Annotated in this window: 20 protein-coding genes; 10 read left to right on the top strand and 10 right to left on the bottom strand. The window is 60.3% G+C overall.

What is annotated here, in order from left to right:
• Positions 1-7: 7 nt before the first annotated feature.
• From BMY44_RS04445 to rsmA, 3 genes are read left to right on the top strand one after another with little or no spacing between them, the layout of a single operon-like run.
• Positions 8-1,213: a peptidylprolyl isomerase gene (locus BMY44_RS04445; protein ID WP_089990761.1), complete on the top strand. Its 1,206-nt coding sequence runs from the start codon at positions 8-10 to the stop codon at positions 1,211-1,213.
• A complete protein-coding gene (gene pdxA / locus BMY44_RS04440; RefSeq protein WP_089990759.1) occupies positions 1,206-2,162 on the top strand; it encodes a 4-hydroxythreonine-4-phosphate dehydrogenase PdxA in 957 nt (318 codons plus the stop codon). Before BMY44_RS04445 ends, pdxA begins: the two co-directional genes overlap by 8 nt.
• 51 nt (positions 2,163-2,213) lie before the next feature.
• The gene (rsmA, locus tag BMY44_RS04435) at positions 2,214-3,056 is read left to right on the top strand and encodes a 16S rRNA (adenine(1518)-N(6)/adenine(1519)-N(6))-dimethyltransferase RsmA (protein WP_089990756.1); all 843 of its coding nucleotides are present in this window, start codon (positions 2,214-2,216) and stop codon (positions 3,054-3,056) included.
• Position 3,057: 1 nt separating this feature from the next.
• Here rsmA and BMY44_RS04430 read toward each other — a convergent pair whose 3' ends face one another.
• The 7 genes from BMY44_RS04430 to BMY44_RS04400 form a co-directional block, all read right to left on the bottom strand.
• Positions 3,058-3,576, bottom strand: coding sequence for a DUF4167 domain-containing protein (locus BMY44_RS04430; protein WP_089990753.1), 519 nt, complete (start codon positions 3,574-3,576; stop codon positions 3,058-3,060).
• Between the two features lie 192 nt (positions 3,577-3,768).
• Entirely contained in the window at positions 3,769-4,611 is an 843-nt protein-coding gene (gene prmC, locus BMY44_RS04425; RefSeq protein WP_089990751.1) for a peptide chain release factor N(5)-glutamine methyltransferase, read from the bottom strand.
• Positions 4,608-5,663, bottom strand: a complete 1,056-nt coding sequence (gene prfA, locus BMY44_RS04420) for a peptide chain release factor 1 (protein WP_089990748.1) — start codon at positions 5,661-5,663, stop codon at positions 4,608-4,610. The genes prmC and prfA overlap by 4 nt, the downstream gene beginning before the upstream one ends.
• Positions 5,664-5,681: 18 nt before the next feature.
• Positions 5,682-6,134 carry a DUF1499 domain-containing protein gene (locus BMY44_RS04415; protein WP_089990747.1) on the bottom strand — a complete coding sequence of 151 codons (453 nt, stop codon included), beginning with the start codon at positions 6,132-6,134 and terminating at the stop codon, positions 5,682-5,684.
• Positions 6,135-6,143: 9 nt separating this feature from the next.
• Complete coding sequence (gene speB, locus BMY44_RS04410; RefSeq protein ID WP_089990744.1) at positions 6,144-7,085, bottom strand: agmatinase; 942 nt, start codon at positions 7,083-7,085, stop codon at positions 6,144-6,146.
• On the bottom strand, positions 7,085-8,053 hold the full coding sequence (speB, locus tag BMY44_RS04405; protein WP_089990742.1) for an agmatinase: 969 nt from the start codon (positions 8,051-8,053) through the stop codon (positions 7,085-7,087). Before speB (BMY44_RS04405) ends, speB (BMY44_RS04410) begins: the two co-directional genes overlap by 1 nt.
• A 70-nt stretch (positions 8,054-8,123) precedes the next feature.
• A complete protein-coding gene (locus tag BMY44_RS04400) occupies positions 8,124-9,287 on the bottom strand; it encodes a M20 aminoacylase family protein (protein WP_089990739.1) in 1,164 nt (387 codons plus the stop codon).
• Between the two features lie 58 nt (positions 9,288-9,345).
• Between BMY44_RS04400 and mazG the strand changes: the two genes are divergently transcribed.
• Positions 9,346-10,176, top strand: coding sequence for a nucleoside triphosphate pyrophosphohydrolase (gene mazG, locus BMY44_RS04395; RefSeq protein WP_089990736.1), 831 nt, complete (start codon positions 9,346-9,348; stop codon positions 10,174-10,176).
• Between the two features lie 59 nt (positions 10,177-10,235).
• A complete protein-coding gene (locus BMY44_RS04390) occupies positions 10,236-11,240 on the top strand; it encodes a Fe(3+) ABC transporter substrate-binding protein (protein ID WP_089990734.1) in 1,005 nt (334 codons plus the stop codon).
• 52 nt (positions 11,241-11,292) lie between these two features.
• Here the strand turns inward: BMY44_RS04390 and BMY44_RS04385 are convergent, their stop codons facing one another.
• Complete coding sequence (locus BMY44_RS04385) at positions 11,293-13,101, bottom strand: ABC-F family ATP-binding cassette domain-containing protein (protein WP_089990732.1); 1,809 nt, start codon at positions 13,099-13,101, stop codon at positions 11,293-11,295.
• Between the two features lie 45 nt (positions 13,102-13,146).
• On the bottom strand, positions 13,147-13,878 hold the full coding sequence (locus BMY44_RS04380) for a GNAT family N-acetyltransferase (protein WP_089990730.1): 732 nt from the start codon (positions 13,876-13,878) through the stop codon (positions 13,147-13,149).
• Positions 13,879-13,947: 69 nt separating this feature from the next.
• On the opposite strand from BMY44_RS04380, the gene msrB reads away from it, so the two are divergent.
• Complete coding sequence (msrB, locus tag BMY44_RS04375) at positions 13,948-14,340, top strand: peptide-methionine (R)-S-oxide reductase MsrB (RefSeq protein ID WP_089990729.1); 393 nt, start codon at positions 13,948-13,950, stop codon at positions 14,338-14,340.
• Positions 14,341-14,366: 26 nt separating this feature from the next.
• Here msrB and BMY44_RS04370 read toward each other — a convergent pair whose 3' ends face one another.
• Positions 14,367-14,834 (bottom strand): outer membrane protein assembly factor BamE, encoded by a 468-nt coding sequence (locus BMY44_RS04370; protein ID WP_089990726.1) that lies wholly within the window; start codon positions 14,832-14,834, stop codon positions 14,367-14,369.
• Positions 14,835-14,921: 87 nt separating this feature from the next.
• Between BMY44_RS04370 and BMY44_RS04365 the strand changes: the two genes are divergently transcribed.
• The 4 genes from BMY44_RS04365 (at position 14,922) to BMY44_RS04350 (ending at position 17,961) form a co-directional block, all read left to right on the top strand.
• Positions 14,922-15,479 (top strand): YceD family protein, encoded by a 558-nt coding sequence (locus BMY44_RS04365; protein ID WP_242650479.1) that lies wholly within the window; start codon positions 14,922-14,924, stop codon positions 15,477-15,479.
• 151 nt (positions 15,480-15,630) lie between these two features.
• Positions 15,631-15,837: a 50S ribosomal protein L32 gene (rpmF, locus tag BMY44_RS04360; protein ID WP_089990721.1), complete on the top strand. Its 207-nt coding sequence runs from the start codon at positions 15,631-15,633 to the stop codon at positions 15,835-15,837.
• Between the two features lie 23 nt (positions 15,838-15,860).
• Positions 15,861-16,982: a phosphate acyltransferase PlsX gene (gene plsX / locus BMY44_RS04355; RefSeq protein ID WP_089990719.1), complete on the top strand. Its 1,122-nt coding sequence runs from the start codon at positions 15,861-15,863 to the stop codon at positions 16,980-16,982.
• A 10-nt stretch (positions 16,983-16,992) separates the two neighbouring features.
• A complete protein-coding gene (locus BMY44_RS04350; RefSeq protein WP_089990716.1) occupies positions 16,993-17,961 on the top strand; it encodes a beta-ketoacyl-ACP synthase III in 969 nt (322 codons plus the stop codon).
• Positions 17,962-18,013 lie beyond the last annotated feature (52 nt).

The following is an 18,013-nucleotide window of genomic DNA, read 5'->3' as shown; positions in this document are numbered from 1 at the left end:
ACGACCCATGCGCCTGATCCAATTCCTGACCGCCCTGATGCTGACAGCCGGGGCCGCCGTGGCACAGGGGCAGTTCTCGCCCGCGGTTCAGGTGAATGACGATGTCATCACCGTCTACGAGCTGCAGCAACGGGCGCGATTGCTGGAATTGTTCCGCACGCCGGGCGATCCGAACGCACTGGCGCGCGAACAACTGATCGAAGACCGGCTGAAGCAACAGGCCATCGACCAGCGCGGTCTGCGTCTGACGGACGAAGCGTTGCAGGCAGAACTTGAAGCCTTTGCCGGTCGCGCGAACCTGTCGCTGGATCAGTTCAACACCCTGCTTGCCCAGAACGGGGTCGATCAGAAAACGCTGGCCGATTTTGTGCGCATCGGCGTGACATGGCGGGACTATATCCGCAGCCGCTATGGCAATCAGGCACAAATCAGCGATGCCGAAGTCGATGCCGCACTTGGCCGCGCGGGCAGCAATGACGGCTCCGGTATCGAAGTCCTGCTGTCTGAAATCATCATCCCGGCCCCGCCACCACGCGCCGCACAGGCGCTGGCACGGGCCCAGCAGATTTCGCAACTGACCAGCACCGCCGCGTTCGAGGCGCAGGCGCGTCAGGTATCGGCCCTGCCCAGCAAAGCGCGTGGCGGTCGGCTTGACTGGTTGCCGATCAGCAATTACCCGCCGCAACTGCGCTCGATCATTCTTGATCTTGCACCCGGTCAGGTGACCGCTCCGATCCAGATTCCGAACGGTGTCGCGCTGTTCCAGATGCGGGCCGTGCGTGAGGTACCGCAGGCACCACCAGCCCCGACAGCAATCGAATATGCGGCCTTCTATCTGCCCGCCGGGTCTGATGGCGGCGTCACCGCAGCCCAGCAGCTGGCCGCCCGTGTGGACACATGCGACGACCTTTACGGCGAAGCACGCGGCTTGCCGCAGGAAGTCCTGGAACGCGCGTCCCTGCCCGTCGCTGAAATTCCACAGGATGTGGCCATGGAACTGGCGCGTCTTGATGCAGGCGAAGTGTCCTATAACCTGACGCGGGCCGCGGGCGACACACGGGTTTTCCTGATGCTGTGTTCGCGCCAGTTCGGTGAAGGTGGTGCAGTTGACCGCGAAGCGGTGCGCAACCAGTTGCGCAGTCAGCGGCTTGCTGGTTTCGCGGCGGCCCTTCTTGAAGACTTGCGCGCCTCTGCCACCATCACGAATGGTTAAACCCGTCGCGATCAGTTGCGGCGAACCGGCAGGCATCGGACCAGAAATCGCTGTCACCGCGTGGGAAGCGGTGCGCGATGAATGTCCCGTCGTCTGGATCGGCGATCCAACACACCTGCCCGCCGGAACGCCATGGAAACACGCAGGCGACGGTGATCCGGTGCGGCACTTTCAGGTGATCGCGCGGGACCTTGGTGCGCCGCGCATTCCGGGCGTACCAAATCCGATGCATGCGCGCGGGGTTATCGACGCCATCGCGCACGGTGTCGAACTGGTCAAAGCAGGCGAATGTTGCGCGCTTTGCACCGCACCGATCCACAAGGCGGCGCTGATCGACGGGGCTGATTTCGCCTATCCCGGTCATACTGAATATCTTGCCGCGCTCGCCGGTGATGTGCCTGTCGTGATGATGCTGGCCTGCGACACCTTGCGGGTGGTGCCCGCGACGATCCACATCCCTTTGTCAGCGGTGCCAGCACAGCTGACCGCCGCCACGCTGACGGACACGATCCTTGTCACCCACGCAGCCATGCGCCGGGATTTCGGGATTGCTGCCCCCCGCATCGCCGTGGCCGGCCTGAACCCGCATGCGGGCGAGGACGGCAAGATGGGCATGGAAGAAATCGAGATGATCGCGCCGACGCTGGATGCATTACGCGCGCAAGGACTGCACATCAGCGGCCCCCTGTCGGCGGATACGATGTTTCATGCGGGGGCGCGCGCGCAGTATGACGTCGCGGTCTGCATGTATCACGATCAGGCGCTAATCCCGATCAAGACGCTCGATTTCGCGGGCGGCGTAAATGTCACGCTGGGGCTGCCCTTTGTCCGCACGTCCCCCGATCATGGCACGGCTTTCGATATTGCGGGCAAAGGCATTGCCGATGCAACGTCGATGATCGCTGCTTTGCGGATGGCCCACAAGATGGCAGAGGCCCGTCATGGATAAGCCGGATGGACGCCTCCGGCGGGGGAGTATTTCCAGCAAGATGATGCCAGCATGAGCCAGATCGACGACCTGCCCCCTTTGCGCACCGTGATCGAGACACACGGAATCGCGGCGAAGAAATCGCTGGGCCAGAATTTTTTGCTGGATTTGAACCTGACTGCGAAAATCGCGCGTCTGGCGGGCGATTTGTCCGCGGCCGATATTCTTGAAATCGGGCCCGGTCCCGGCGGTCTGACCCGGGGGCTTTTGGCCGAAGGCGCGCGCCGTGTGCTGGCGATCGAGAAGGATTCGCGTTGCATGGCGGCGCTGGCCGAGATCAGTGATCGCTATCCGGGCCGGCTGGAGGTCATCAACGCGGATGCGCTTGACGTCGACCCGCTTGCGCATCTGACACCGCCGATCAAGGTTGCGGCCAACCTGCCTTACAATGTCGGAACGGAACTGCTGGTCCGCTGGTTGACCCCGCCGGACTGGCCGCCATTCTGGGACAGCCTGACCCTGATGTTTCAGCGCGAGGTGGCGCAGCGCATCGTGGCACAACCGGGATCAAAGGCTTACGGGCGGCTTGCACTGCTGTCGCAGTGGCGCGCGGATCCGCAGATCGTGTTGGATTTGCCGCCAGAGGCTTTTACGCCCGCCCCGAAGGTGTCAAGCGCCGTCGTTCATCTGAAAGCTTTGCCCGCCCCGCGGTTCCCGGCAAATGCAGAGACCCTGAACCGCACGGTCGCGGCGGCATTCAATCAGCGGCGCAAAATGCTGCGGTCGGCCCTCAAAGCTGTCAGTCCGGATATCGAAACGCATCTGAAAGCGGCAGGCATCAAACCGACTGAACGCGCCGAACAGGTCAGCCTCGAAGCGTTCTGCGCCCTCGCACGGCAGCTGGACGCGGGTTAGGCTATTCCGCTGCCTCGGGTGGCGTGTCTTCGACAGGATCGGATTTCGGCTTGCGCGCCCGTGGCTTGCGCTTGGGCTTTGGTGCTTCTTCCGGGGTTTCAACCAGCCCACTGTCATCAGTTGACTCGCCGATATCAGCGGATGGCTGATCCATGCCGGATGGGTCGTTTGCTGCGGCTTCCTGCGCTTTGAGACGCTCGGCACGCTCGCGGTCACGTTCGGCCTGGCGCTGGCGGTTCTGTTCTTCCTGCTCTTCACGCTTGGCATCAACCTCGCGCTGCGCTTCGGCCAGCAAACGGGTATAGTGTTCGGCGTGCTGGGCAAAGTTTTCGGCATCCACCCGGTCGCCCGAAAGGACGGCGTCACGGTGAAGCTGGTTATACTTGTCGATAATCTGCTGCGGCGTGCCGCGCACCTTTCCGTCCGGTCCTGAACTGTCGAAGACGCGGTTGATGATATTGCCGCCCGAGGGGCGATTATTGCGGTTTTTATTCCGCGACCTTGATTTCGAAGATCTCATAAATGACTGTGCTTTCGTCAAGCCCTACGGCTTTGGTTGCGCTTTGATGATCGCGATGCACGCGGCAGCAGTTTTGGGCGATCAAGCGTTTCTGGCGACTTATCAGCGAGAGCAACTGCTCATCCTCCGATACAGACGAAAAAGCATGGTTGGATGCGCAGGGCAAGTACAAATACGGAAAATACACCCATTTCAGGCCGTTTTGCGCGGCTTTCTGCCCCAAACGACACGGTCACGGCCATCCAGATCGGGAATCACGGTGATTTCAGTCAGACCTGCGATTCCCATCATCTCTTTCACCGCCGCAGCTTGAGTCGGTCCGATTTCGACCATCAGGCGACCACCCGGCATGAGGTGGGGATCATGGTTTGCAATGATATGCCGATAGTGCGTCAGCCCGTCGGCTTCGTCCGTCAGCGCGATGCGGGGTTCGTGGTCGCGCACTTCTGGTTGCAGATCGTCCATCTCGTCTGCGGCAATGTAGGGCGGGTTCGACACGATAAGGTCGAACTCTTCGTCAAGGCCATCATACCAGTTCCCGGCCTGCAAGACGGCTCGTGGTGTAATATCAAGCCCAGAGGCGTTCCGCGCGGCAACGGCAATCGCTGCATCCGACACATCCACACCGACCCCACGCGCGGTCTGCCATTCAGCCAGAAGCGACAACAGGATCGCACCGCTCCCGACGCCAAGGTCGAGAACGCGCGCAATAGGTTCAGCCAAGGCACCTGCAACCAGTGTTTCTGTTTCGGGACGTGGGTCCAGCACATCGCAGGTCACTTCAAACCACCTGCCGAAAAACTGTCGCCCGCCGACCAAATGCGAGACAGGCACATGCGCCACACGCGCCGCGATCAGTTCCGAAAAACTTGCCTCGGCGACCGCGCCCACCGGATCACGCAGCAAAAGCGTCAAGCGGTCAGACGCGACGCCGGCCGCGTGGCACAGCAATTTGCGCGCGTCGCCATGCGCGTTTGCAATCCCGGCCTTGGCCAGCACAGCGGTGCCATGGGCCAGCGCCTGCTGGAATGTCACGCGCCCATCTCGGCCAGCAACGTTGCCTGTGCATCGGATTGCAAGGCGTTGATGACCTCATCCAGATCGCCCTGCATGATCTGCCCAAGCGAATAAAGTGTCAGATTGATCCGGTGATCCGTCATGCGGCCTTGCGGGAAATTGTAGGTGCGGATGCGTTCGGACCGGTCCCCCGACCCCACCTGCGCCTTGCGATCGGCAGAGCGTTCATCATCCGCCTTCTGTCGTTCCATATCGAACAGGCGGGTCTTCAGCACCTGCATCGCGATCTCGCGGTTGCGGTGTTGTGATTTCTCGGAGCTGACGACAATCAGACCTGTCGGAATATGCAGGATGCGCACGGCAGAATCGGTCGTGTTGACGTGCTGCCCACCCGATCCGCTGGCGCGCATCGTATCAATGCGCAGATCATTCGGATTGATATCAATCTCGACGTCCTGCGCCTCTGGCATCACAGCCACGGTCGCAGCAGAGGTGTGGATTCGCCCGCCGCTTTCGGTCTCGGGGACACGCTGGACGCGGTGCACGCCCGATTCATATTTCAGTTTCGCAAAGACCCCGTCACCTGCGACCCGCGCAACGACTTCCTTGATTCCCCCAAGCTCGGTCAGGGATTGTTCAAGTATCTCGAACTTCCAGCCATGGGCCTCGGCATAGCGCTGATACATGCGCAGCAGATCACCTGCGAACAGCGCTGCCTCGTCTCCGCCGGTGCCGGGGCGTATTTCCAGCAAGGCCGGGCGCGCATCGGCAGCGTCCTTGGGAAGCAGCGCCAGTTGCACCTCTTCCTCGGCGGTCTCAAGGCGGCTGCGCAGGTCCGGCAACTCGGCCTCTGCCAAGGCGCGCATCTCGGGATCGCGTAGCATCGCTTCGGTGTCGCTGATCTCCGCCAGCAACGACTTGTAGCTCTGCACCGTGTCAACAACGGGCTTCAGATCGCTGTATTCCTTGGCCAATGCCGCGATGTCGCCACCGTCGATGTCGCCCGACATCTTGGCTTCCAGAAACTGGAAGCGGTCTATCAACTGTTCAATCTTGTCAGAAGCAATCATGGCGTATGCCTTGGCGTATCAAGCTTCAACAATCAAGGGGCCAAGCGCGCCCAGCCAGCTTTCGACACGCGCCTTGTTAACACCCAGATCGGCAGACCCAAACCGCAAGCGTCCTTTGATGTTCAGGTGTGGACCATCACCATCAATGCCGCTGTCGACCCAGACTGTCGTGTAATCTGGAAATCCCATGATCCGGCTGCGCGTTTCATAAGTTAGAATGCCGTCTTCGACGCTGCCGGCCACGCGCTTTGTGCGTGCGGTCCCAAGAGCGATCGTATCGACAGCCTTCAGCATATCCGCCTCGGACGCCGTCATCCGGCGCACAGCATGGAACCCGCCAGCGGATGGGTAATCGCCAACCGGCTTGGGGTATGAGGGTTGGTTCAGCGCGGCGTGATCGGCCGGCGCCAGCCGGACATAAGCCATGCCGCCCAGCACAGAAACAACAATGGCAATCGCGATCCAGCGCATGAGACACTCCTAACGGTATGGCACGCCCGGCAGGATCGAGAGCATTTCAAACATGATGTTTGCACCCACCAAGGCTGTATTGCCTGATGTATCGTAGGGTGGCGAAACTTCAACCAGATCAAGACCGACAATCTGCAATCCGCGCAGGCCCCGGATCAACTCCATCGCCTGCATCGTCGTCAGCCCGCCAATCTCCGGTGTGCCGGTGCCAGGCGCAAAGGACGGATCAAGACTGTCGATGTCGTAGGTGATATAAGTCGGGGTGTTGCCGATCTGCGCCTTGATCTCGGCGGCCAGGGGCGACAGCGACTTGTGCCAAAGGTCAGGGGCCAGATGCTGCGTGAACCCCCATCCCGCCGCCTCGGTGAAATCATCGGCGGTATACCCCGTGCCACGCAATCCGATCTGAAACACCTTGTCAGGCTGGATTAGCTTTTCTTCATAGGCGCGGCGAAAGACGGTGCCATGTGTTTCACGCTCGCCAAACATCTCGTCGTTGACATCCGCATGGGCATCGACATGAACCAGCGCGACGGGTCCGTGCTTGCGCGCAATGCTGCGCAGGATTGGCAGCGTCAGCGTGTGGTCCCCACCCAGCGTGGCCGGGATCACATCATATTTTAGAAATTCATCGTAAGTATCTGTAATAATGCGAATACTTTTCGCAAGGGAGAACGTGTTGATCGGTACATCCCCAAGGTCGGCCATCTGCAACCCGTCAAACGGCGCAGCCCCTGTCTGGATATTGTAGGGCCGGATCATCGCCGATTGCTCGCGCAACTGCTTTGGCCCCATCCGCGTGCCAGAGCGCCATGATGTGCCGATATCCATCGGCACGCCGATAAACCCGACATCCAGTCCGGCAGCATTCACCGCAGACGGCAGGCGCATAAATGTCTGCGGCCCCGAAAAGCGGGCCAGTTCGTTCCCTGAAATCGGCTGGTTGGGCATCAGCTCCCCCTCTTCTGCCAAAGGGCAAGGCAGCACAGCTCCATTGCCACATGTGCGCCCGCAATCGCCGTCGCACCGGTGGTATCATAAGGAGGCGACACCTCGACCACGTCTCCACCGACAACGTTGATGCCAGCCATATCGCGCAGAATGGCCGCGGCCTGCCATGACGCCAGACCGCCCCAGACCGGTGTGCCGGTGCCCGGCGCAAACGCCGGATCAAGCGCGTCGATATCAAAGGTGACATAGGTCGGCGCATCTGCGACCTGTGCCTTCACCTCTGCAGCAACCCAGGCGGCCCCCTTTTCGTGGCACGTACGCGCATCGATATAGCGCATGCCAAGGTAGTCATCGCACTCGGTCCTGATGCCGATCTGCACGGACCGCGCGACATCGACCAGACCGGATTTCACGGCCTTGTACATGAACGTACCATGGTCAATCCGGCTCATATCGTCATCCGCCCAAAGATCGGAATGCGCATCGAACTGCACGACCGCCACGGGGCCAAATTTCTCGGCATAGGCGCGCAGGATCGGCAACGTGATGAAATGATCGCCACCCAGCGTCACAGTGCCCGGACCTTTGGCAAGAATGCCCCCGATATGCGCCTGAACCAGATCGGGCACGCCACGCACATTGGCGTAATCAAAGGCCATGTCGCCGTAATCCACGATCTCGAAGTCAGACAGGGGGTCAAACCCGTCCCAGCCATAAGGCGGATCATAAGGCTGCAGACAGGATGCCTCTCGGATCGCGCGAGGCCCGAACCGGGTGCCGGGCCGATGGGTCACCGCCTGATCAAACGGGATGCCCGTTACCACCAGATCGGCACCGGCAATCTCTTTGGAATAATTCCGTCGCAGAAAGGACACCGCCCCGCCAAAGGCATTTTCATAGGCCAACCCACGCCGCCCTTCGCGGGTAAACGCCAGATCGATCTGGCCTTTCGCATCTTCCAACGCCATCAAACCGTCTTTCTTTGTCCAATCAAACTTCCGCCGGAGGCATCCGGCTTTTCGCAGAAAAGCCGAACCCCTAAGCCACCGGCTGCGCCCGCTCGACGATGCGCGCGAAAAACGACGCGCCAGCACTCGCGGTTTCGTCATCAAAGTCGAACTTGGTGTTATGCAGCCCTGCGGTATCGCCGTTGCCCACAAAAAGATATGCGCCGGGCCGTTCTTCAAGGAAATAGGCGAAATCCTCTGCGCCCATCTCGGGGATCTGCGCGATATTGACACCCGCCTCGCCAGCGACCTCCTGCGCAACCTCTGCCGCAAATTGGGTCTTTTCAGGATCATTGACCGTCGCCGGATAACCCTTCTCATAACGGTATTCCACGCTGACCCCGTAACTGGCCGCCTGTCCCATCACGATCGCTTCCAGCCGTTCCATGACCAGCGCCTGCACGTCTTTGTCAAACGACCGGACGGTGCCGTTGATAAAGGCCGTCTCCGGGATGATATTGTCCGCCGATCCGCTGTGAATCTGCGTCACGGACACCACCAGATCCTTGCGACCATCGTGGTTGCGGCTGATGATGGTCTGGATTGCCTGCACCATGCCGACAGCAGCGATCAGCGGATCAATCGTGTCTTGCGGATAGGCTCCATGCCCGCCGCGCCCCTTCACATGGATATAGAATGTATCGACGGCGGCCATGATCGGCCCCGGCACGGTCTGAAACTGGCCAACTGGCAACCCCGGCACATTGTGAAGCGCATAAACCTGCGCAATCTCGAACCGGTCCAGCGCGCCTTCCTCAACCATGACGCCGGCCCCGCCGCCACCTTCCTCGGCAGGCTGGAAAATCAGCGCGACGCGCCCCGAGAAATTACGGGTTTCGGCCAGATAGCGAGCCGCCCCCAGCAGCATCGTCGTGTGCCCGTCATGCCCGCAGGCATGCATCTTGCCCGGAACGGTCGATGCATGGGGCAGACCGGTTTCTTCCTGCATCGGCAATGCATCCATGTCAGCACGCAACCCGATGGTCGGTCCGTCGCCCTGCCCGTTGATGATCGCGACAACGCCAGAGGTGGCAATACCCTCGTGGATCTCATCGACGCCAAAGTCCTTCAGTCGCGCCACGACAAAGGCCGCGGTGTTGTGGCAGTCGAACTGCAATTCGGGATGCGCGTGCAAATGGCGTCGCCATGTCTTCATGTCGTCTGCAAAATCCGCGATGCGATTGATGACTGGCATGACTGGCACTCCCCTAGGCGGTCCCCTAGAACAGAACCGCAAAGGAGACCCGAGTGCAATGCCAGATGACGCCCTGATCCACGACCCCGACGGCGGAATGCCACGTCTTCTTGAAATCATGCGCCGGTTGCGCGACCCGCAAAGGGGTTGCCCGTGGGACATCGAACAGGATTTCGCCAGCATCGCGCCCTATACCATAGAAGAAGCTTATGAAGTCGCCGATGCCATCGCCCGCAGCGACTGGCCCGAGCTGGAGGGCGAACTGGGCGATCTGTTGCTGCAAACAGTCTATCACACGCAAATGGGTGAAGAGGCCGGACATTTCACCTTCGACAGCGTGGTCAAAGCGATCAGCGACAAGATGGTTGCGCGCCACCCCCATGTGTTCGGCGACGAAAGCCGCGACAAGACGGCAGACCAGCAGGTCGCCGATTGGGAAAAGATCAAGGCGGCCGAACGGGCCGGCAAGGCACAGGCGCGCACGCTGGACGGCGTGGCAATCAACCTGCCTGCCCTGACCCGCGCGGTCAAACTGCAAAAGCGCGCCGCGCGCGTCGGTTTCGACTGGCCCGATGTGGCACAGGTCGTGGACAAGATCACCGAAGAGGCCGCCGAACTGATCGAAGCCCGCGACACCCAAAGCCACGCAGAGATGACCGAAGAATACGGTGATCTGATGTTTGTGATGGCAAACCTTGCGCGCCACCTCGACATCGACCCCGAAGAAGCGTTGCGTGCGGCCAACACGAAATTCACCCGTCGCTTTGCCGCGATCGAGGATGCGCTTGCCACCGATGGTCGCACACCGGCGGACAGCGATCTGGCAGAAATGGATGCGCTCTGGGATGCGGCGAAAATGCGCGAACGAAAATCCGACAAAAACGATTAGGTATTGACCCGACTCTTTTAGTCGGATTAATTCTGCGCCGACAGACAAGGAGATTCTACATGTCATTCCGTACCGCTTTGTTGGCCTCCGCCTGCACCGCAATCGCAGCCCCCGCTTATGCCGACGTGACCATCTACACGACCCGTCAGGCGGAACTGATCCAGCCCGTGATGGATGCCTTTACTGCCGAGACTGGCATCGCCGTGAACCTGAACTTCATGGAAGAAGGCATGGTCGAACGGCTCAAGGCCGAAGGTGCCCGCTCACCCGCCGATCTGATCATGACAGTCGATATTGCCAACCTGAAACAGATCGTCGACGAAGGTCTGACACAGCCGGTTGAAAGCGACGTTCTGACCGCGGCGATCCCAGAAACGCTGCGCAGCCCCGAAAATCTCTGGTTCGCGCTGACGACCCGTGCGCGGGTGATCTACGCCAGCAAGGACCGGGTCGCCGACGGGGAAGTCACCACCTACGAAGATCTCGCCTCTGACAAATGGGACGGGCGCATCTGCAGCCGATCCGGCGTGCATAACTACAACCTCGCCCTGTTGTCTGCGGTGATCGACCATGTCGGTGAAGATGGCGCCCGCGCATGGGCCGCGGCCGTGCGCGAAAACCTTGCCCGCAAGCCCGAAGGCAACGACCGCGCGCAGGTCAGGGCGATCTGGGCCGGCGAATGCGACATCGCTGTGGGCAACACCTATTACATGGGCCAGATGCTTGCGGATGAAGAACAGACCGAATGGGCCAATGCGGTGCGCATTGAATTCCCGACGTTTGAAAACGGCGGCACGCATGTGAACGTGTCGGGCGTGGCGATGACGACATCGGCCCCCAATAAGGACGAAGCCATCCAGTTGATGGAATTCCTCGTCTCGCCAACGGCGCAAAGCATCTACGCGGAAAGCAACTACGAATACCCGGTGCTCGAAGGGGCAGCATTATCCGATATCGTGGCAAGCTGGGGAACATTCACGCCTGATACGGCGTCTCTGTCCGATCTGGCAGCCCACCGCCCCATGGCCCTGCGGATTATGGAAGAAGTGAACTTCGACGGGTAATTAACTGATTTGAATTGAAAAGGGGCGATGTATATCGCCCCTTTTTCTGTGCTTAACCCGCTTTTTCTTCCAGCGTCAGCCATTCGTCCTCTGCCGCCGCCAAGGCCGCCTGCCGGTCGACCAACGCATCCGTGGCCTTTTGAAACTTCACCGGGTTGGCGGTGAACAAATCAGGGTCAGCAAGCAGGGTTTCCAGCTTTCCGATCTCGTCAGTCAGCTTGTCGATCACGCCGGGCAATTCATCAAGCCGGTGCTTTTCCGTAAAAGACAGCTTTTGCTTGGGTGCCGCAGGTGCGGCCTTTTCGACCTTCTTGGCCAGCGGCTTCGTCGCTTCACGGGCCTCAACAAAATCACCGCCGCGCTGGTTGCGGTAATCGGTCCACCCACCCGCGTAGGTGACCGCCTGCCCGTTGCCTTCCATCGCGATGGTCGTTGTGGCGACACGGTCCAGAAAATCACGGTCGTGGCTGACCAGCAGTACGGTCCCGTCATATTCGCCCAGAATATCCTGCAACAAGTCCAGCGTTTCGATGTCCAGATCGTTCGTCGGTTCGTCAAGCACCAGCAGATTGCTTTCGCGCGCCATCAGCCGCGCCAGCAGCAGCCGCGCCTTTTCGCCCCCCGACAGCGACCGGACAGGCGCGCGGGCCTGCGCATCATCGAACAGGAATTCCTTGAGATAGCCAACCACGTGTTTCGGTTGACCACGCACCATGATCTGATCGGCTTTGCCGGACCCGCCAAGGGCAGGATCGCTTGCAAGGTTTTCCCAAAGCGACATATCGGCATCAAGCTGCGCGCGCGCCTGATCGAACACCGCGATATCAAGATTCGTACCGTGCTTGACGGTCCCGGCATCAGGATGAACCTGATCCAGTAACATCTTGATCAGCGTCGTTTTTCCGACACCATTCGGCCCGACGAACGCGATCCGGTCACCACGCTGCACCGTCAGGTCAAAGTCCTTCACGATGGTCTTGCCATCAAAGGTTTTGGTAAGCCCTGTTGCCTCAATCACCTTGCGGCCGGATTGCTGGCCACCTTCAAAGGTCATCGCAGCCGTGCCTTGCCGATTGATCTGCGCGGCACGTTCAGCGCGCAAGTCCTGCAAGGCCCGCACACGTCCCTGGTTGCGTTTGCGACGGGCGGAAATACCTTCGACAGCCCAACGGGCCTCGGCCTTGATCTTGCGGTTCAGCTTGTGGCGCTGTTGGTCTTCTTCTTCCCACAGCTTGTCGCGCCAGTCCTCGAAACCGTCGAATCCCTGTTCGGCGCGGCGCACCTGCCCGCGATCAATCCACAATGTCGCGCGGGTCAAGGCGCGCAGAAACGCACGGTCGTGCGATATCAGGACAAAGGCCGCACGGGTCTGCGCCAGTTCCGCTTCCAGCCAAGCGATGGCTTCGATATCCAAATGGTTGGTCGGCTCGTCCAGCAACATCAATTCAGGGGCTTCGGCCATCAACTTGGCCAATGCGGCACGCCGTCGCTCACCGCCGGACGCCGTGGCAACGGCCCCTTCGGGATCGAACTTCAGACCTTCGGCCACAATCGCGACCTTGTATTCCTCGCCCGGCTCCAACCCGCTGGCAGCATATTCACCAAGCGTCATGAACCCGTCCATCGTCGGGTCCTGCTCCATATAGCCGACCGACACGCCGGGGGCCGCGACGACAGCGCCTTGATCTGGCTCGATCAGGCCCGCCATGACTTTCATCAACGTGGATTTGCCCGACCCGTTGCGCCCGACCAGCGCCACCCGATCCCCCGGCTGAACGACAAGGGACAGGTCTTCGAAAACAGGATCGCCGCCAAAAGTCAGCGCGATGTCGGATATCTGGAGATGGGGTGCACGTGCCATGAGCGACCAGCTAGACCGCCACCCGGCAAGGCGCAAGACCCCCTCTCAAATATGGCTGTTCGCAGGGTCAAGCAGGGCGCGCAATGCATGGGCGCGCTGGGGCGGCACCTTCGCGATTTCCAGCCCCGTGAAAACGTGCAGCGTGGCCATCTGCCGGTCGATCACGGCGTGATCGCTGACCCAACCGCCCATCGCGAGATAGGTGCGCAAAAGGGGCGGCAACTGCGCGGCAGCCCCCTGCTGTCTGTCAGCGACAAGCGGCACGACCTCAGGCGCAAGCCGGGCGGGGCGCAGCGTTGCAGGGCCACAATACTGCGACGCAAGCAGGCCGAAGGCGGCGGCGTATGGGGCAGGATCCGTACCGGCAAAACTGGAACAGCCGAACAACAGCCCGATGCCATGGGCATCGACAAGCTGGGTCAGCGCGCCCCAGGCCAGACGCAAAACATCGCCGTCCTTCGCCGCCGGATCGATGCAAAACCGGCCCATTTCCAGCATCGGCTGGTCGAACCGGGCAAGCGGTTCCAGATCATAGGCCTTCGCAGCATAGGTGCGCGGCAGCGCCGCTGCATCGGGTACATGCATGACGCGAAACGTTCCCACCAAACCGGTATCTCCGGCAATCATCACATGGGTGCAAAGCGGATCGAATCGATCAGCGTCCACCCCGTCCGTTCCGAAAAAGCAGCGATGGCGCAGCGTCTGGCAGGCATGCAAGTCCGCCGCATCCGCCGCGACCCGCACACCGTAGCGGCCTTTGTGAAACGCAATTGTCATCGCACCCCTTCTTGGCGGACACCCGCCCGCGCCCTACGTTAAGCGCGAAGTCGCAGAAGGAAAGACAAAATGGACAAGGTGATCAAATCTGACGCCGAATGGCGCGAAGAGCTGTCGGACATGGCCTATAAGGTGTTGCGCAAACACGCGACGGAACGGGCGGGCACCCATGACGACTTTCCCAAAGACCCCGGCACCTTCATCTGCGCAGGTTGCGGCGCACCCCTGTTCGAACAGGAAACGAAATTCGAAAGCGGCACGGGCTGGCCGTCGTTCTATCAGCCAATCGATTCAGACATGGTCGGTGAAAAGGAAGATCGCAGCCTGTTCATGCGCCGCACCGAGGTGCACTGCAATCGCTGCGAAGGTCATCTGGGGCACGTCTTTCCCGATGGCCCGAAACCGACAGGACTACGCTATTGCATCAACGGAGCTGCGTTGAAATTCGAACCCGAATCCTGAATGGCGGGTGCGTGGTTGCCACGCACCTACCCTTCGCCGAGGAAATCGCCGGCGTTGAAACGACCGATCGACCCAAGCAACTGACGGATAAACGTGCTGTCACGCACGCCATTGTCGGTCACGCGGCGTGACAGAACTACGACCCGTCCGTCTTCCAGACCAAAGCGTTCGATGTTCGTCACGACACCCGCATCATTGAAGGAAACAGCAAGCACTTCGCGGTCGATCTCTTCCGGCTCGAAGGCACCGAAATGGCGGAACTTGCTCGCGACATAATAATAGCCGCTGCCATCCAGAACGCCGTTCGCGGTTGGCGGTCCGACAGAAGCAATGACACTTTCACGGGTATCGACACCGACCTGGATCAGGGCCAGATCTTCGGAGAGCGGGATATAGCCGTGGTTGCGCACGATTGGCGTGCAGGCAACCGCACCCATCACCGCCCCCGCAACCAGCAATCGGCGGAGCGAAATCATCACGCGCTGTCCTGTCATCCCTGCCTGCCCTCTTGCCTTGGCGCCTTGCGCCTTTTAACGAGGCTTACAACATGCACACCCCAATGTTCAAGAATGGAACGGTCCTTGGCTGAACAGACCCGCTCACACTTGCGTTTGGCCGATCTGGCAAACCGTAAACCAACGACATTCGATCTGGTGCCCGATACCAAGCAGCGTGCGCGGATCGCAGAAGAACTTGGCATCCTCGGGATCAAGAAACTGCGATTCACAGGAGAGATCGCACCGACTGGCAAACAGGACTGGACGCTGACGGCCCATCTGGGCGCAACAGTCAGCCAGTCCTGTGTGGTCACATTGGATCCGGTCACCACTCGAATTGATGAGGACGTGACGCGCAATTACACCGCTGATTACGTCGAAATGTCAGGGACAGAAATCGAAATGCCCGAGGACGACACGATCGAACCACTTCCCGAAACAATCGATCTGGCCGTGGTGATGAGCGAAGCACTTGCGCTCGCGTTGCCCGCGTTTCCACGGGCAGAAGGGGCAAGCGTCGGGCAAGTCGTACATACCGAACCCGGCAAAGAACCGATGACCGACGATGATGCAAAACCCTTTGCGGGGCTTGGCGCGCTGCGCGACGCATTGCAAAAGAAGGATCCGGAGGACGGCTCCTAGAGCAGCAAGATAAAGGGTTGCGCGAAATAAGAATCGCAGTATGTTCGCGCCCTCTTGAACACCCCTCTCGACAGCGTGGCACGAATGTCCTAAACGCGGGCGAGAATGTGAAATCCGGGCACCGATTGCCCAACAAAACAAAGGTTGCGACATGGCTGTCCAGCAGAACAAAGTATCCAAATCCCGCCGGAACAACCGCCGTGCGCACGATGCACTGGTTGCGGCAAACCCGAATGAGTGTGACAACTGTGGCGAGCTGAAGCGCCCACACCACGTCTGCCCATCCTGCGGGCATTACGCGACACGCGAAGTGATCGCAGCAAACGACGAAATCGATCTGGACGACGACGCCGCGTAAAGTAGCGCTAGGGAGCACGACACATGACGCCAGGCCAGACGGGGACTTCCTCGACCGCGCAGGCGCAAAAGTCCAACGTGCTTTCGGTCGACGCCATGGGCGGAGATAACGGGCCTGCAACGGTGGTTGCGGGCCTTTCTGCGTTCTTGACGCAAGCGCCCGATGCGCGCGTCATCCTCCACGGGCCGGAAACGGAACTGGCCCCTCTTGTGGCGAAACACAACCTGGCAGATCGCGTCACGATCCACGATGCGCAAGATGTCGTCAAAATGACCGACAAGCCAAGCCATGTGCTGCGCAATGGCAAAGGCACGTCGATGTGGTCCGCGATCGAAGCCGTTCGCAACGGCGAAGCGGCGGTCGCGATTTCCTGCGGGAACACCGGCGGGCTGATGGCCATGTCCATGCTGCGTTTGCGCAAGGCCGATGGTGTGAACCGCCCGGCAATTGCTTGTCTTTGGCCATCGCGCAACAAGCAAGGCTTTAACGTCATGCTGGATGCGGGTGCCGATATCCGCGCCGATCAGGACGACCTGCTGACCTATGCGCTGATGGGTGCATCCTATGCCCGCAACGCGTTTGACCTCAAACGGCCACGTGTCGGCCTGTTGAATGTAGGCGTCGAAGAACACAAAGGCCGTGCCGAGTTGAAAGTCGCCCATGAATTGATCGGCAGTGCGACCGGCAAAGGCGATTTCGAATATGTGGGCTTTGTCGAAGGTGGCGATTTGCCGTCCGACCGCGTGGATGTGATCGTCACGGACGGTTTTACCGGCAACGTCGCGCTGAAAACCGGCGAAGGCACGGCAAACCTGATTACAGAGTTGATGCGCAAGGCGTTCCTCTCCAACCCGATTGCCACGCTCGGCGCCCTTCTGGCCCGGCGGTCCATCAACAAACTCAGCAAAAGCATCGACCCGCGACGGGTGAACGGCGGTGTGTTCCTCGGTCTGAACAAGACCGTGATCAAAAGCCACGGCGGCGCGGATGCAACCGGTATCGCCGCGGCGCTCCAGCTTGGCTACCAGCTCGCGCAATCAGAATTCAGTGATAAACTGGCGGCACGGGTTGCATCCGCGGCCGCGCTTGCCCAAGATGCGATCCAAGAAGGCGAAGCCGCAAAGGCCGCGCAGGACAACGAGTAGGTCAGCATATATGCGACGTGCAGTGGTAAAAGGGGTCGGTCACTACCTACCCGAACGTGTCGTCCCGAACGCTGAATTCGAAGCCACGCTCGACACATCCGACGAATGGATCAAGGCACGGTCCGGCATCGAACGCCGGCATTTCGCAGCCGAAGGTCAGACAACATCGGACCTCGCGACCCGTGCTGCAAAGGCCGCACTCGACAGCGCCGGGCTGAACGCCGACGATATCGACGCGATCATTCTGGCGACATCAACCGCCGACCTCACATTCCCCTCTGCCGCCACGATGGTGCAGCACGCCATTGGCAATACCAAAGGCTATGCCTTTGATGTGCAAGCGGTTTGCGCGGGTTTTGTCTATGCCCTGTCAAACGCGAACGCGCTGATCATTTCTGGCCAGGCCAATCGGGTCATGGTGATCGGTGCGGAAACCTTCAGCCGGATCATGGACTGGACGGATCGCTCGACCTGCGTACTTTTTGGTGACGGGGCCGGCGCACTAATCCTCGAAGGACAGGACGGCGAAGGAACCACCGAAGATCGCGGCATCCTCGCCACGGACCTCAATTCAGACGGGCGCTACCGTGATCTTCTCTACGTCGATGGGGGCGTGGCGACACAGAACACCGGCCAACTGCGCATGGAAGGCAAGGAAGTCTTCCGGCATGCCGTCGAAAAACTGGCCGCGACAGCGCACACCGCGCTTGAAAAGGTCGGTCTGGATGCCGATGACGTCGACTGGGTCGTGCCACATCAGGCCAATATCCGGATTATCCAATCCACTGCCAAAAAGCTTGGCGTGGGCATGGACCGCGTCGTTGTCACGGTTCAGGACCACGGCAACACCTCAGCGGCATCAATCCCTCTGGCGCTTTCGGTAGGTGTGGCGAACGGGCAGATCAAGCAAGGCGACCTTCTGGTGACAGAGGCGATCGGCGGCGGGCTGGCATGGGGTGCCGTTGTCTTGCGGTGGTAGGCAAATCAACACCTTTAAGTGCCTGATACAAGTGCTTGATATTGACTCTGAA

The sequence above is a fragment of the Cognatiyoonia koreensis genome (genome assembly GCF_900109295.1).
In the GTDB taxonomy this organism is placed as follows: domain Bacteria; phylum Pseudomonadota; class Alphaproteobacteria; order Rhodobacterales; family Rhodobacteraceae; genus Cognatiyoonia; species Cognatiyoonia koreensis.
This window is presented reverse-complemented; position numbering and strand designations above follow the sequence as displayed.

Coding starts and splice junctions, on each gene's coding strand:
- BMY44_RS04390 (WP_089990734.1), top strand. CDS start 10,236: ATGTCATTCCGTACCGCTTTGTTGGCCTCCGCCTGCACCGCAATCGCA.
- BMY44_RS04445 (WP_089990761.1), top strand. CDS start 8: ATGCGCCTGATCCAATTCCTGACCGCCCTGATGCTGACAGCCGGGGCC.
- plsX (WP_089990719.1), top strand. CDS start 15,861: ATGACGCCAGGCCAGACGGGGACTTCCTCGACCGCGCAGGCGCAAAAG.
- speB (WP_089990744.1), bottom strand. CDS start 7,085: ATGCCCAACCAGCCGATTTCAGGGAACGAACTGGCCCGCTTTTCGGGG.
- rsmA (WP_089990756.1), top strand. CDS start 2,214: ATGAGCCAGATCGACGACCTGCCCCCTTTGCGCACCGTGATCGAGACA.
- prfA (WP_089990748.1), bottom strand. CDS start 5,663: ATGATTGCTTCTGACAAGATTGAACAGTTGATAGACCGCTTCCAGTTT.
- speB (WP_089990742.1), bottom strand. CDS start 8,053: ATGGCGTTGGAAGATGCGAAAGGCCAGATCGATCTGGCGTTTACCCGC.
- BMY44_RS04400 (WP_089990739.1), bottom strand. CDS start 9,287: ATGCCAGTCATCAATCGCATCGCGGATTTTGCAGACGACATGAAGACA.
- mazG (WP_089990736.1), top strand. CDS start 9,346: ATGCCAGATGACGCCCTGATCCACGACCCCGACGGCGGAATGCCACGT.
- BMY44_RS04380 (WP_089990730.1), bottom strand. CDS start 13,878: ATGACAATTGCGTTTCACAAAGGCCGCTACGGTGTGCGGGTCGCGGCG.
- BMY44_RS04350 (WP_089990716.1), top strand. CDS start 16,993: ATGCGACGTGCAGTGGTAAAAGGGGTCGGTCACTACCTACCCGAACGT.
- BMY44_RS04415 (WP_089990747.1), bottom strand. CDS start 6,134: ATGCGCTGGATCGCGATTGCCATTGTTGTTTCTGTGCTGGGCGGCATG.
- rpmF (WP_089990721.1), top strand. CDS start 15,631: ATGGCTGTCCAGCAGAACAAAGTATCCAAATCCCGCCGGAACAACCGC.
- BMY44_RS04370 (WP_089990726.1), bottom strand. CDS start 14,834: ATGACAGGACAGCGCGTGATGATTTCGCTCCGCCGATTGCTGGTTGCG.
- BMY44_RS04430 (WP_089990753.1), bottom strand. CDS start 3,576: ATGAGATCTTCGAAATCAAGGTCGCGGAATAAAAACCGCAATAATCGC.
- pdxA (WP_089990759.1), top strand. CDS start 1,206: ATGGTTAAACCCGTCGCGATCAGTTGCGGCGAACCGGCAGGCATCGGA.
- msrB (WP_089990729.1), top strand. CDS start 13,948: ATGGACAAGGTGATCAAATCTGACGCCGAATGGCGCGAAGAGCTGTCG.
- BMY44_RS04385 (WP_089990732.1), bottom strand. CDS start 13,101: ATGGCACGTGCACCCCATCTCCAGATATCCGACATCGCGCTGACTTTT.